Annotated in this window: 10 protein-coding genes; 1 reads left to right on the top strand and 9 read right to left on the bottom strand. The window is 31.3% G+C overall.

Going from position 1 to position 15,571, the window contains the following annotated elements:
* The 3 genes from SY27_RS18825 to SY27_RS07095 form a co-directional block, all read right to left on the bottom strand.
* Window positions 1-2,623 (bottom strand): hypothetical protein (locus SY27_RS18825; protein WP_045968647.1); only part of this gene is annotated, 2,623 nt, incomplete at its 3' end.
* Window positions 2,624-2,756: 133 nt separating this feature from the next.
* Window positions 2,757-4,388, bottom strand: a complete 1,632-nt coding sequence (locus tag SY27_RS07100; RefSeq protein WP_052705197.1) for a T9SS type A sorting domain-containing protein — start codon at window positions 4,386-4,388, stop codon at window positions 2,757-2,759.
* A 973-nt stretch (window positions 4,389-5,361) separates the two neighbouring features.
* Window positions 5,362-6,171 (bottom strand): hypothetical protein, encoded by an 810-nt coding sequence (locus tag SY27_RS07095; protein WP_045968645.1) that lies wholly within the window; start codon window positions 6,169-6,171, stop codon window positions 5,362-5,364.
* A gap of 150 nt (window positions 6,172-6,321) precedes the next feature.
* Here SY27_RS07095 and gcvP point away from each other — a divergent pair, with 150 nt between their 5' ends.
* On the top strand, window positions 6,322-9,165 hold the full coding sequence (gene gcvP, locus SY27_RS07090; RefSeq protein ID WP_045968643.1) for an aminomethyl-transferring glycine dehydrogenase: 2,844 nt from the start codon (window positions 6,322-6,324) through the stop codon (window positions 9,163-9,165).
* A 65-nt stretch (window positions 9,166-9,230) separates the two neighbouring features.
* On the opposite strand, the gene SY27_RS07085 is transcribed toward gcvP, so the two are convergent.
* The 6 genes from SY27_RS07085 to SY27_RS07060 all read right to left on the bottom strand — a co-directional run bounded on the left by SY27_RS07085 (window position 9,231) and on the right by SY27_RS07060 (window position 15,554).
* The gene (locus tag SY27_RS07085) at window positions 9,231-9,809 is read right to left on the bottom strand and encodes a tail fiber protein (protein ID WP_045968641.1); all 579 of its coding nucleotides are present in this window, start codon (window positions 9,807-9,809) and stop codon (window positions 9,231-9,233) included.
* A 5-nt stretch (window positions 9,810-9,814) separates the two neighbouring features.
* Window positions 9,815-12,679 carry a hypothetical protein gene (locus SY27_RS07080; RefSeq protein WP_052705196.1) on the bottom strand — a complete coding sequence of 955 codons (2,865 nt, stop codon included), beginning with the start codon at window positions 12,677-12,679 and terminating at the stop codon, window positions 9,815-9,817.
* Between the two features lie 371 nt (window positions 12,680-13,050).
* Window positions 13,051-13,722 (bottom strand): hypothetical protein, encoded by a 672-nt coding sequence (locus SY27_RS07075; RefSeq protein WP_045968637.1) that lies wholly within the window; start codon window positions 13,720-13,722, stop codon window positions 13,051-13,053.
* A 28-nt stretch (window positions 13,723-13,750) separates the two neighbouring features.
* On the bottom strand, window positions 13,751-14,269 hold the full coding sequence (locus SY27_RS07070; protein WP_152640721.1) for a hypothetical protein: 519 nt from the start codon (window positions 14,267-14,269) through the stop codon (window positions 13,751-13,753).
* Window positions 14,270-14,381: 112 nt separating this feature from the next.
* Window positions 14,382-14,861 carry a hypothetical protein gene (locus SY27_RS07065; RefSeq protein WP_045968633.1) on the bottom strand — a complete coding sequence of 160 codons (480 nt, stop codon included), beginning with the start codon at window positions 14,859-14,861 and terminating at the stop codon, window positions 14,382-14,384.
* 72 nt (window positions 14,862-14,933) lie between these two features.
* Window positions 14,934-15,554 carry a hypothetical protein gene (locus SY27_RS07060; protein WP_045968630.1) on the bottom strand — a complete coding sequence of 207 codons (621 nt, stop codon included), beginning with the start codon at window positions 15,552-15,554 and terminating at the stop codon, window positions 14,934-14,936.
* Window positions 15,555-15,571 lie beyond the last annotated feature (17 nt).

Below are 15,571 nucleotides of genomic sequence, written 5' to 3'. Positions count from 1 at the left end.
CTTGATTACTTTGTTCATGGGCATAAGAATATTTGGTTTCTAACGTTTCATTATCAGAGTTAGTAGTAGATTCTCTACTTAATTGTAGATGGCTAAGATTATCATAATAATAGTTTTTTGTTGTTTCAATAGGATTATTGCCATTCTCATCATAAACCGTTTCAATGGTATTGTCTAAATAGCTCCAATTGGTTTTTATATCATAAATCTTAATTGATAGATTAGCTAAATTTTCAATATTATACCCTGAATACGAAGCCAATAAATCAAAATTCTTGCGACAAGAATATATTTTTTTTGCAGCAGGTGTTCTAGGGTCTAGGATATAATTATATACAACTTCACCAATTTTAGTCAGAGCTCCATTCTTATTTGAATAAGTAATATTTTTTTCTTCATTTGTATTATCCCAAGCAGAATTATTTGTAGGGCAATATTTAATATCAGATCCCATGATTAAATTTCCTTGTGTGTTCTTTTTGAATTTATAAAAATGCTCTACAGCTCCATTTTCAAAATGATCTCCACCTATACTCTCAATTACTTTGGTATAATAAATATGGTTCCCCTCAGGATCAAACAGCTCCATTAAACTACTAGAAGTTATCAATCCTATTTGGTAGTCTCTATAGGAAACAAATCCTCCTGGATGATTTGGATCTCCACAATCAACTCTTCTAGTCTGAATCTCAAAATAAGAAGGATCTAACTTTACAGTTTTCCCTGAAGAAGTTGTCAAATCAGAAACGGATGTTGTATAATAATATTTTTTTTGATTTTTAATTGTTCCATTATACTCACTATCTATTGTTTTTTTAACTCTTAACCCTCCTGTAAGCATATTAGTTTGTATTACTGTAGGTTCTGTAACATAGTATTTTATATCGCAAAATGATCTCGTACAAGGACGTGTGGCAGAAACTGAAAACTTACAAGGTGTATTGGCTTCAACTTTAACATAAAGTGTTATTGTACTACCTGTTAAAATATGAGAAGTTCCTACTGATGAATAATTTCCATAAGCATCTATTTTAAGTAATGGAAGTGCTTGATTTGTCAAAGAGTCTCTAACTTCTATATTTCCATAATGTCTATTAACATTATGATTGGAAGGACAGTTATCCGAATCAAATAAACTTCTTCCTAAAATTTTGATATATTGAATATTAGGAACTGTAATAACTGTTTCAACAGTTTCTTCATTGGGTAAAAAACGAGCTGTAATTCTTCTACTGGATTCAGAAGGATAAATCGTTTTATTCCCATAATAGGTATTGGGTTCATATTCGATTTGAGTATACCCTTTAGTTGGATAAACTATTTTATTCAACATCCCTTTAGCAGTATAAATAGTATCAATTTCTTTATTAGCACCTCCATAACTTATGTTTTCAAAACCATACCCTTTAATACCTGATGGAACAATAGCTGTATTTGATTTACCATTATAATACCCCCATAAATCCTGTTTAAAAGAAAGCCTTTCAGGGAGTGCTTCTTTATCTATATATTCAAAACGATATTTTTTGGCAGGGTCTAAAAACGATATTTCATCTAAAAAGACTCTTTTGTTTGTGGTAACAGTATAATTAAAGTTAATAGTTTCAACAATTAGATTGTCATCATTTTTTATAGAAATATTGGTAATTTTTTCTAAACCTAAAACATCAGTATCATTGTTTATATAGCTGATTATAATTGTTCCGTTTTTAGGATTATTGCTAGATATTTGAGTTATTTTTTTGGCTTGAATAGCTAAATAGTCTTCATAAATACTACTTAAACGAGGAAGTCTAGATAAGGGAAGATTAGGACAACCTGTATTATCTGTATATCCTCCAACTGGAGAAAAACTCAGTGTTTGAGATTTTGAAGTAATATATTCATAAAAAGAATCTCCGTAAGTAAAATAAATTTCATCCCCATTAGGATGCACTATTTTAGTCATATACCATGCTGTAATACTCGCACTAGGTTCAGAATGACCAGAACCCAACGTATTTCTTAAAGAAGTTTCTGTTGCCTGAAAAAAATAAATTAATCCATCTGGTGTTATAGCCTTAAACCCATTTACTCCTAAATGTTCAATTTTTATTTTATTATCTCGAAGCATGATAATTTCATTTTGATAAAAGATAAACTGTCCCGAATTTCCATTAAAATTAAAACTGTATAGATCTGGTTCACTATCGGCTGTTTCTGAAGCAATAGATAAATAATAATCATAACGAGCTTGACTATCTCCCGCTAAAACAGCACTATTGGGAAATAATGTAGAAGGACTATCCTTTCTATCCCTGATAGTTCTATTTATCATTCCTCCAATATTAATATTCCATCCTAAACCTACATTTCCTGAAACATCATCTACTTTTATTCCATTTTTTCCATAAAATAAATTGATGGGTAATTGTATGTTTTTTGTTTTATATGTTAATAAAGGAATACTACTATTTGGAGTACCTGTAACTAATCCTATAGGCATATTCCCATATTTCCCTAGTTCATACGCAACTGGTGATGGAGGAACTATATTAGGGAGATATTTTTGAGATTCTTCATTCTGTTGTCCAAACCCTAAAGCACTTATCAATACAATAGTTAGCAGTTTTATTATTCTCATGGTGTATCGTTTTGTTTTCAATTCTTTATTTTTTAATCACCTTCACACTNTTTGCCCAAACCCTAAAGCACTTATCAATACAATAGTTAGCAGTTTTGTTATTCTCATGGTGTATCGTTTTGTTTTCAATTCTTTATTTTTTAATCACCTTCACACTGCCGTGTTGGGTATTGGTTCTAATTTCWATAAGGTAAATYCCTTGTGGTAAARCGCTAAGCTCCATAGGAATGGTTTTATCTCCTGTAATTTCCATACTTTGCAAGCTTCTTCCGTTTAAATCATATAGGGTAGCAGTTCCTTTTTCATAGTCAAAGTTGACAATCACATTGGTAAAATGTATAGCCGGATTTGGCATGGCTTCTACCGTGATTCGTGCTTTTTCCTCTCGCTCTTTATCGCGTAATTTCACCACCCAAAAATCATAGCCGCCTTTTACCGAATTTTTATCTCTAGAAACACTACCTTTTGATGTACCCGCTAACAAATAACCACCATCTCGGGTTTCAAGTAGTTTTTTCATCACTTCTTCACCTTTGCTTCCTACGGTTTGCGTCCAGATTTCTTCCCCTTTTGCATTGATCTTTAATGCAATATAATCGTTAATRCCTTCTTTGTCCGATTGCAGGCTTTTCACTTTTAACTTTTGACTTTTCACTTGTGCTTCACTCTGTGCATAACCCCCTATTAAGTAGCTYCCATCCGGATTTTCTACAATAGAGGTTAAAATATCAAYCTTCCCATAATTGTAGGTTTCTTGCCAATCGATATTCCCTGTTTTGTCTAGTTTTAACACCCAAAAATCAGTACCTTCTTTGTTGGTTTTTGATTTGGAATTAGTCGCACCAGAATTAGAATTACCACCCACAATATAACCACCATCTGTAGTCTGAGATAGCGCAAATAAATGATCATCTTGATCGCCACCCAGTGTACGTTGCCATTCGATAACACCTTCTTCATCTAGTTTTACAATCCAGTAATCACCTAGTCCAAAGTTGCTCTCGGTTTTATCCCCTGAAATAGGAGAATTAGAATAACCACCCAAAATATAACCACCATCTATAGTTTGTGAAATACTTTTTAGTTCGTCTACATATTTACCCCCTAAGGTTTTTTGCCAAAGTACTTTCCCATCTTTGTCTAATTTCACTACCCAATAATCCAGATTCCCTCTACTATCTTCACTTTTGCCATACACATCATCAACTCCCTTTTCATCTTTACCCGATTYATCTGAACTCGATGTACCGCCTAAAATATRACCMCCKTCTTTTGTAGGTGCAATACTCAAAAGACGCTCCATACCATTACCACCTATGGTTTTTTGCCACATTTCTTGTCCTTTAGCATTGAGCTTTATAACCCAAAAATCTTCTTGTCCTTTGCACACTTCCTTCTTATCAAGTCCTTTATCAGAAGCAGAAGTACCCCCTAAAATAAAGCCACCATCATGAGTAATAGCAATACTCTGTAGCAGATCAACTCCCGTTCCTCCAAAACTTTTTTGCCAATCCAGATTCCCATGCTCATCCATTTTCCAAAGCCAATAATCCAAATCGCCCTTGTTTTTATCCTCTTTATTCCCGTTTTTTCCAGAAATAGAACTTCCTGCTAAAATAAAGCCATAATCTGGCGTTGCAATAGCATCATACAGATATTCAGCATGTTTTCCTCCGTAAGATTTTTCCCAAAGAATGTCTTGGGCAAACACTAAGGGTGAGGCAATAGTCATTGCCAGCACACCTAATTTTAATTTTATATGCATAAGTGAGTAGTTGTTAGTAAATTGTAAAGGTCAAAGCTAGTTTTTAAAAAGATACCGGTCAATACGTATAAATACGTATTTTTCAATGTTTTTTGTACGTATAAATACGTACTTTTTAACTGTTCTATACTTTTTATACGATTAATCGTATAAAAAAGTTACAAAGACCRTGCCTTTTTTTTATCTTTTTTTTAATAAYCTTATTCTTATAGAGTATCAAAAWGTAAAAAAGGTTGCGTCAAATGTTATTTTTTTTAAAAATAGTTAGAATAATACAATGAAGCATCCTTTTTTTTAAAGTAGTACACGGAATTCATGAATTCCGTGTTGTTTTTATGTTGTGATTTTTATTTTTAAAATAAAAAAAATCACAAGAATAAATGGAGGGTTGTTAGAGTGTTTTTAATTTATTTTAGAAAACCTACTACTCCATATTAAAGGTTACTTAAAGGTTAGGATAAAGGGAGGATAGTGTATAGAAACAGTATGTAAGTAGTTTATAAGAAGAAAATAATCTTAGCAACATTAAAATCAAAAAAACCTGCAAATAAATTATTTACAGGGTTTTGTATAAATAAAGTAACCATTCACTAATTACTTGTCACTTTTTACTATAAAAACTACAAATCAAATTGTATTAACCAAACGAAGAATCATTGTATAGAGTAAAATAAACAGATTAAGGAATTGTACTTGTATAGTTATTTTAGGACGAGTCAAAAACGAGTCAAAGACGGTGATACTCCCTATATACTCCCTATATACTCCCTATCAACCCCGTATATACCCCTTATCAAAGTAGTAGTTGTGGTACCCCATGGCTTATTTTCTTTTGTGGTTTTTAGTAAAAAAACAAGAGTAGAAAGAAATAGAATAAGAAGAAAACCATAATGAAATATCTTTTTAAATCAACTCATTTTTTAATAATCAATCATAACGACTCTTTGATTTAATAAAGGAAAAAGAGTTGAGTTTAAAACAAGCACAAGAGCCACCAAAAAAGGGGAATACTTTCAACCCAGAAACTAGTGTAGTATTTATTCCTCTTAGTAGAAGCAAAAAAAGAAAATAGGCAAATAATAATTGCAATTGAGAGTGTAGTTAATAAATTTTGAATTGTAATATCAGGTTTTGCAAAATCCAAAGACACAAAGATGAATGATAGCAAATAAGTTAAAATTTTGGTTTTATGCATTCCTAGTTGTTGTGGAATAGTTTTTAAATGCCAATGATCTACTTTTAAATCAATAATTTCAAAAATAAGCATTAATAAAATAATAAAAATAAAGCGTTGAATACATTTTAAAATTACAATAATGTTCCAATCATAGTCTGCATTAATAACAGGCAGAATAACAGTGACGCCTACCCATGCAATGGCAACTAAATAGATTTTTATACCACTCCAGTTGCGCATATTACCTCTGTTTGGAATAAAAGGTAAAGTATATAAAATAGTAATAAAGAGAGCAATAAACCCCACAAATTTCGTTTGAGAATGCAATTCTAAAAAGTAATAAAAAGCAGCAAAAAAGGAAAGGATACTCAACGCTATAATAGCTTTTAAACGGAAAGTAAGTTTTATTTTCTTTATGCGCGCTAATTCATCATATTTTATAAAATTATAACCCACAATAGTACCAAAAAAACCAAAATGAGTAACAGCTTCATCATAAGGAATGTCTAATTTTAGAAAGGTAATTCTTATCAAAGCATATAGTGCTATAGCTACATGTAGGCTACTTTCAATATAAAAATCAACAAGGTTTTTAAAAATACGCATATAACAAAAATAAGGAATGTGTTAATAACAATGGCAATTAGTTCATAAAATCACAAAAATTAGCTTTTTAAAAAGAAAATATTACAAGATTAATAATTACTTTTGTTGCCCAATAACAACACACACAAATTATACCTATTTTTTAAGGATATGAGAACAGATGCATTCGCTTTGAGACATATAGGTCCTCGTGAAAATGACCTAGAAAAAATGTTTTCAACTGTAGGAGTTGAAAATATGGAACAACTTATTTATGAAACTATTCCAGACGATATTCGATTACAATCTAATCTAGATTTAGATGCTGCTATGACAGAATATGAATATTTAAATCATATTCAAGAATTAGGAAAGAAAAATAAAGTATTTACCTCTTACATTGGACTAGGATATCACCCTACAATTGTACCTGCTGTTATTCAAAGAAATATTTTTGAAAACCCAGGATGGTACACTGCTTATACACCATATCAGGCAGAAATTGCACAAGGACGTTTAGAAGCCATTTTAAATTTTCAAACTACAGTTATTGAATTAACAGGAATGGAAATTGCAAACGCATCACTGTTGGACGAAAGTACAGCAGCAGCAGAGGCAATGGCTTTATTGTTTGATGTGCGTACACGTGATCAAAAGAAAAACAATGTTAATAAATTCTTCGTTTCAGAAGAAATATTACCACAAACACTATCATTATTACAAACACGTTCTACTCCTATAGGGGTTGAATTAGTTATAGGTAATCATGAAACATTTGACTTTTCAACAGACTTTTTTGGAGCTATTTTGCAATATCCAGGAAAATATGGACAAGTAAATGATTATACTAATTTTATTGCAAAAGCAAATGCTAACGATATTAAAGTAGGAGTTGCTGCCGATATTTTATCATTAGTAAAATTAACACCTCCTGGAGAAATGGGAGCTGCTGTAGTAGTAGGAACAACACAACGTTTTGGTATACCAATGGGTTATGGAGGCCCTCATGCTGCTTTCTTCGCTACAAAAGAAGAATACAAACGTAGTATGCCAGGAAGAATTATCGGAGTATCACAAGATGCAAATGGTAATCGTGCTTTGCGTATGGCATTACAAACACGTGAACAACATATTAAGCGTGAGAAAGCAACGTCAAATATTTGTACAGCTCAAGTATTACTAGCTGTTATGGCAGGTATGTATGCTGTCTATCACGGACCAAAAGGATTGAAATATATTGCTTCAAAAGTGCACGCTTCGGCCGTTACAGCTGCTGAAGCTTTAAACAAAATAGGAGTATATCAAACGAATACTTCTTTCTTTGATACAATTGTTGTAAAAGCAGACGCTGAAAAAGTAAGAACAATTGCAGAGAAAAATGAAGTAAACTTCTATTATATTGATAATGAAACAATATCAATATCTTTCAATGAGACAACTTCATTACAAGATATTAATAAAGTAATTGCCATTTTCGCAGAAGCTGTTGGCAAAGAAACAACTAAAGTAACAGCATTAACAACAGAAAATAATTTTCCGACTTTGCTAGAAAGAAAGTCAGAATTTTTGCAACATGAGGTTTTCAATAACCATCATTCTGAAAGTCAGTTAATGCGTTATATTAAAAAATTAGAACGTAAAGATTTATCGTTAAACCACTCTATGATTTCTTTAGGTTCTTGTACAATGAAGCTAAATGCTGCTGCTGAAATGTTACCATTGTCTATGGCAAACTGGAACAGTATTCATCCGTTTGCACCTATTGAGCAAGCAGAAGGATACCAAATTGTACTTAAAAAATTAGAACAACAATTAAACGTAATAACAGGTTTTCAAGGAACAACACTACAACCTAATTCTGGAGCACAAGGAGAATATGCAGGGCTAATGGCTATTAGAGCATATCATATTTCAAATGGAAATGCACACAGAAACGTTTGTTTAATTCCAGCTTCTGCACACGGAACAAACCCTGCTTCTGCTGCTATGGCAGGAATGAAGATTATTGTTACAAAAACAACTGAAAAAGGAAACATTGATGTTGAAGATTTAAGAGCAAAAGCAATAGAGCATGCAGCTGATCTTTCTTGTCTAATGGTTACTTATCCATCAACACACGGTGTTTTTGAAAGTACAATAAAAGAAGTTACAAAAATTATTCACGATAATGGTGGGTTAGTATATATGGATGGAGCAAATATGAATGCTCAAGTTGGACTAACAAATCCAGCAACAATTGGTGCAGATGTTTGTCACTTAAACTTACATAAAACATTTGCTATTCCTCATGGTGGCGGTGGACCAGGTGTAGGACCTATTTGTGTAAACGATAAATTAGTACCGTTTTTACCATCAAATCCAATTATTAAAGTAGGAGGAGAGCAAGCTATTACAGCGATTTCTGCAGCTCCTTATGGTTCGGCATTAGTTTGTTTAATTTCTTATGGATACATTAGTATGCTAGGTTCTGAAGGATTAACAAATGCTACAAAACATGCTATTTTAAATGCAAATTATATGAAAGCACGCTTAGAAGAACATTACCCTGTATTATATTCAGGAGAAATGGGACGTGCTGCTCATGAGATGATTTTGGATTGTCGCGGATTTAAAGTAAAAGGAATTGAAGTAACAGATATTGCAAAACGATTAATGGATTATGGATTTCATGCTCCTACTGTTTCTTTTCCAGTGGCAGGAACATTAATGATTGAACCAACAGAGAGTGAAGATATCGCAGAATTAGATCGTTTTTGTGATGCAATGATTTCTATTCGTAAAGAAATTGAAGCTGCTACAGCAGAAGAACCAAATAATGAATTGAAAAACGCACCTCATACATTAGCCATGTTAACAGCTAATACATGGGAATTACCATATTCAAGAGAAAAAGCGGCTTACCCATTAGAATATGTTGCTGAAAATAAATTTTGGCCAAGCGTACGTCGTGTAGATGATACGTATGGAGATAGAAACTTAGTTTGTAGTTGTGCTCCCATTGAAGCATATATATAATAAAGTAATTAGTTTTTAACTAGCACATAAAAAGGTTTCGATTTTTAATCGAAGCCTTTTTCTATTTATTCCTGTTTATAGGAAGGAAGCTTGTAAGTATACTTTATTAAATAATAGATAAATGTATTTGAGGGTCTTGTTTCATATTGACTCACATTTATAGATGAAGGATTACTTTCACTCGTAGGTATGCCAGTATAACTATTTATAACTGCTGCAAAAGCAGGTCCTTTATCTCCAGGAGTTGCCCCAGTGGGTTCGTTGTAGGTGTGTTGGTGTGTTTGTAATGCATCTTTTTGTGTAGAACCTACACCATTAGAATCTCCATTTGGAGCTTTAGTTCTCTCCTCAACACTTCCAGAAGTTGTACCAACACCTCTTAAAAACTGTCCTTGTAAGTCTGGAAGGTTAAAAGTATCTCCAGAGCCACCATATAAGTAACCTAATGCTGAAAATAATTCAGGATATTCACTAGAGTTTAATGCAGAACCATCGCACAACATCCAGCCATATGCTTCTATGGGACTGGTAACATATAAAGTTTCAACAGCTTCTTTTTTATATTTTTCAATATTACCAGCAAAAGCTATAATACTGCCTACTGGACTGGTTGTGTTTGTTAATGTAAAATTTGGATTATTCATATATTTTATAGTTTTAACTTATTTTGTAATATTTGCATAGAAGTAGGTACTAGAACCTCCCAAGTGTCTATTGTTTCCTCCTTTTGATAATTATGATGAAATGTCTTTTTGAGTTCATATATAACTGATAATTGGTCTGGACTATTTTCAGAACTATCATCAAAGCAAGGGCATAAATCATCTTGTATAGACCACACAATACCTGTTTTTAAATAATATAAAAAGCTATAATTAAAAGCAGGAGTAACAGGAATAACTACACAAGCATAAGAAGCTTTGAGAAATGCCGAAAAATATTCAGGGGAAAGAGAAGAAACGGCAAATAGATTACTCTGATTGTCATATTCATCTAAAAAGCTATACGACATTTCATTCCATTCTAATGTGGTAGCAATATATTGTAAATCTTCAGGCTGATTATATTGCATAGAAGGATTTGAAGTAGTATTAATAAGGCTAGAAGATAAACCATTTACGGCAAGTGCATTTTCTAATAATTGTTTCTTAATACTTTTTTCTAATTCTAGTTTTACAAGTAATCTTTCAGTTAATGGATTAACAATTTCTTTCTTTTGAAGTGTAGGATTTATTTTTTCATTATAATGTGTAATTTCAAGAGTATAAGCCTCATATAATGCTTGGTATACTTCTATTTGCCAAGCTAATATAGTTTGCGAACTAGGATTACAAGTAACTTCCACCGACATTTGAAAATTAAGTTCGGATGATGTAGTTGTCATTTCAATAGTTGGACTATATACAACGCCTATACTAATAGTATTTTGCTCATTATTTAAATTAGGAAATGAAATAGTATTGGTCAATCCTTCTGAACGATTTAAAGTAAAGGTGTTTTGTCCTATAAAGCCAGTTACGGTTGCTTCTGCTTCTCCTGCTCCGAAGGCATAATCTATACTAGCTTTACTAGCCCAATAGCCATGAGGTAAAGAGATTAATTTTGATTGCGAAAGTGTTAAAACATCTGAAACTATAATTGGTTCTTGAGGATATAATGGAAACTTTTTCAGATTGTAGAACTGACATAGTTCTAGATAATTATCGACTGTTACGTCTTCATATTTAGTAATGTTAAAATCGGTTAATGATTTTGGTTCTTCTAAATCAATGCCTCCTAAAGTTTCTGTTTGTTGAATAAAACTACTAGCAGGATTAGGAATAATAAATCTAAAAAGCATTCGATTACCATAGTTGATTACTTTAGCTTGGTAAATTTTGTTTAGCCAACTATAAACACCATAAGCAGGTTCATTACTTTTCGAATTATCAAGATAACTAATTGCAGTATCTTCTTTTTCTTTTAATTCGGTATGTGCTCTTACTTTATTTATCCTTTCCGTTAATCGTTGAGTTGTTTTACTTAATACTTTTTTAGCAAAAGAAGCAATTTGTTTTTTGTCAGGTGTTTGTGTGGTATATGATTTTGTGAAAGAACCTTTTATTGTAATATTTGTAGGAGGACCATAAGAAGATACTAATCCAGGATCTGGGTAAGTGGTTGTTTCTGTAGTTTCAGCAATAGCATTCCATAGTTCTTCATTAAAATCATTATTTTGTTCCTGACTTTTAGTAATTGATGTGCTCGTCGAAGAAGTTTTAGTGACTTCTTTATTTATGATGCGATCTAGTTTTCGGTTAATTAACTTCCTTTTTTCTCCAGGCATAATACTTGTAATACTGGCTATTTCTCCTAATTCATGTCGAAGTAATTTATATTTAACTAGTTGTAGATTTCCAATTGCATACGGAGTAATAGACGTTGTTTCAGAAGAAAGAGGCTCATAAGGTGGTAATGGAAATATATCTTTATAAAGAATAATAGTTGCTTCAAATAAATTTTTAAGTACTATTTCATCTAGAAGAATAATAGATTTTTCAGCATCTAAGTTGTTAAAGATGGTTTCAATGAAGTTACAAAAAGTAAGTGTTTGAATAATTTCTTTTAAATTATGATTTTGATATCCCATTTCTATGACTAATGCAAAATAAGATTCCCATAGATGTTCTTTTTCAATTAAATAATCATAACTTTTTAAATAGGATGTAATATTTTCAATACTATCATCTAAAAATGAAGGAATAATAAGAATAGCTTCTGTAAATTTTCTATGCTTTTTATAGTCGTTGTATAAAGGTAAAAAAAGACGAATATGATTATTGATTAATGCTACACTTTTTACATAATCGGGATTTGTTTCTATAAAGGATATAGCGGCTTCTTGCATTCCAGTTCTATCACCAGCCTTTTTAAGATCAATTAGTTCGTTGATAAATGTAGAAGATATAGGAGGATCAGTTTCGGGAACAGTATAAGTGAAGAAGTTTATTTCTTCTTGAATTTCATTAATTGTAGGCCAACCGGAAGCATAGATATAAGGAAATAAATCAGAATATCCATTTGCTGTTGTAGGACTATTAACTATTGGTATTCCTGTATTTTCGTTATCTGTAGTGTCTGGAATGTCAATAATGATTATTTTCTCTTTTCCAAGTAAAAAACTGATTAAGAATCCTTCTGTGTGCCATATATAATTTTCTTTTTCACTTATGTAATAATAAAAATCTGCAAATACTCCATGAGTGTGATTTGAATCTATTCCAATGAATTTTTTCAGTTCTAATGTTCCTTTTATTGTAATACCATTAGGGAAAGTATGGTGAATTTTACAAGGCTTGAAGAATGTTATATTTCCTGGATTATAATAATATTCACTGTCTTTTTTCCAATAAATTTTTATCGATATTTCATAATCAGAATCTGTTTCCCAAGAAGGAAATTGAAAATAAATGATTAGATTATCATCAAACTGAGATATAATCCGATCTTCCCATATTTTTGTTTCTACAGTCATAGTTCAATAGATTTAACATTTTTAAATTCAAATGAAATAACCATATAAAATGGTTTTTAAAATTACAATAAGGTGTTGTTTTGAATAGTTAGTTTTCATTGCAATCTTAAAATAAACAAGTATATATTGCAATGAAAACGGTTTTTAGATAGGGATATATTAACAAGAATTTTGATGACTAATGATTTTTGATTTAACCCAAATTACGCATTAGACTTTGTTATGAGAGAAATAGATGCAAAATAGTTGAGAAGCACAGAAGTTTTGACTCACAAATGTAGCATTAGCTACATTGAGGACGTAAAACTGAGTACTGAAGTAAATATAAAGCAGCTATTTTTCGTAATAGAATTCAAATGCTTAATTTGGGTTTAAAATGGAATCCCTAAATTCAATATTGTATTTGCCAGATATACAATCATATCATAATACCAATCAGTAGCCTTGTTTTTCGATAATAATCTAATTTCATTAACTTCTCTTAATGCTTGCCATAGTTGAACCTGACCTAGTTCATCATCTAATGGACAAAAGGGATATGCCTCAAAAATTTGAGTATAGTTTTTTATTTTGTTGTAATGTATATTTTCTCTTGCTTGGCTTGCTTGATTAAAGTTTGTACTAACAATTATTGCTTGAATTTGTCTTAAATCATCTAAACTCATTTCCAAATAAAGTGTATAGTATTTATCTGGGATTGTTTCTAAAAGCCCTAATAAAATGGTATAGGTTTCCCCATTGATAGACATACTAGAAAGTGTAGCTAATGATTGTGGTTGATTTAAAGGGTAATAATTAAAAGAAATACTGTTTCCGCATTCCTCAGTATATTCTCTTAAGCAACTTTTAAAAGGTTCTTCTTCTTGGTTAACTGCTCCTCCAGGAAAAGCAAATAATCCTCCTCCATTTTTGATAGGTATTCCATTAGGTGGATAAATAAAACCACCAGTACCTACTGCGTCATGAAAAAAGAAACCTTCTTCTCTTTTTTCAAAGATTAGAAAATAACCTTCTTGTGAATATAAAATAGTATAGCATTGCATAATAATAGTGTTTGTTTATTGTTTGTTTTTACCATGATTCAATTTTTTGAACCTTTAATTGATTTACAAGGTTGTTTTTCTTATTGTTTTCTACCGATAGATATATGTTTTTTATACCAATAAAATCAAAATCTAAAGATGAAATACTTTGATTTTCTAATGTAGAACTAGCCACTTTTTGATTAAGACTTTGATTCAATACAGATATAATTGTATTTAGTTGTAATTGCGTCTGTTTTTTATTAAAATATTCTTGTGCAACAAGAAAATGACCTCTATAAATTTGTACTCCTATGAAAGCGTTTCCCTTTATCTGTTCAAAATTTATAATTTGATGCCCATTTAAAAAGTTTTGATTAAAAGAAACTTTACCCTCTTTTGATAGAATGTATTTACTTTTTGTTAAACAGTTTACAGGCCTCAATGCATAGGTAGATGTTGTACTTCCATTTGATTTAATTAATCTAAAATTGAGATCCCAAAGAATACGAAAAGAATGAGACCAACCATGCTGACACTCTTGAATGGAATTAAAAATAGTAGCCAAATATTTTTCACTATTTAGAGTGTTCTTTTGAAAAAAAATAATTTTAAAATTTTTAAATAAAGGAGATAAATTTGTGAAATATACATTGGTAAACATGGCTATTTGAAATTAATTATTTACCGTTAACTATTATAGAATCAGTGCCTTCTATGTATGTTTCTTCAATTTTCATAATAAAGCCTAATTCTTCTCTTTTTTCATTTTCTGCACCATATTTGAATTCAATATTAACAAAAAGTCCAGCTACATTTGAGTTGAGTTCTACATTACCTAGTTTAGTTGTATCAATACCAGTAATGGTAAAATTTGAATTAGGTTCGGAAGGACTAACATTTGTGTTTTCAGGTATAGGAATAGTATACCAAGTGTTTGCTTCGGATAGTGATACATAGCTTGAAACACCATTGATGTCGTAAGTGTAATCTGCAATTTCTAAATCTACAGAAGTTAATGACTGTGTGCTAGATTCATCAACAGGAACATTATAGTTTGCTTTTGCAGTTATTTTTATTCCATTATAAGGAGGAGTGTTATTGTCTTTTCCTGTATTCCAATCGCCAGAATACCAAGTTTTTTCATTTAAATCGTCCATAATTTAATTTTTTAAGTAGATAGATAGAAAGAGGCACAGCACAAAATATGCTGTGTCTCTTTTACTATAGAATTATACATTTATATTTGCCAAAGTAAAGTCAAAAGCTGTAGAACCTACTCCTGGTCCACCACCTGTCATTATAATATCAGCACTAAAAATTCCAGCTAAATTGATTTCAGTATTAATTTGTGAAATAATAGCAGAGTTCATTACTTCTCCTTCTTCAACCTGAGAAACGACTCCAATAAAAATTTTAGGTTGGAATTCAAAGACTGCTTTTTGACCAGGTGCAATACTCGTTTTTGTAGCTAAAAGTTTTCCATCTCTATAACAGTTTCCATTTATTGCGCCTGTTAGTAAGTTGTTTTGTATTTCTACTTCCGACATTGAAACTGCTGGAGTTGAAGACAACATAAGGATATCTCCAGATGTGCTTTTTACCATTTCAAAAGCTTGACCATCATAAGCTGTTAATTGAGGAGTGTAGTTCCCGTAAGAATCACTAGCAGATACTTGAAATTGTAACGGATATGTGAAAGGATGATTGTCTAATCTACCACAGTTTTCGATTACTTTCCAAGCTACTGCGATTTCATCAAAATCGGTTGCTACGTTTTTTTGAAAGATTACAATACTACTGTTGTTTGTATCGTTTGATTTATTAATGAAGTTTAATTTAATTTTGTCCATTTGTTTAATTGTTTGTC

The sequence above is a fragment of the Flavobacterium sp. 316 genome (genome assembly GCF_000967805.1).
GTDB classification, from domain to species: Bacteria; Bacteroidota; Bacteroidia; order Flavobacteriales; family Flavobacteriaceae; genus Flavobacterium; species Flavobacterium sediminilitoris.
The sequence above is the reverse complement of the archived record's forward strand: the minus strand, read 5'-3'. Positions and strand labels throughout refer to the sequence as shown.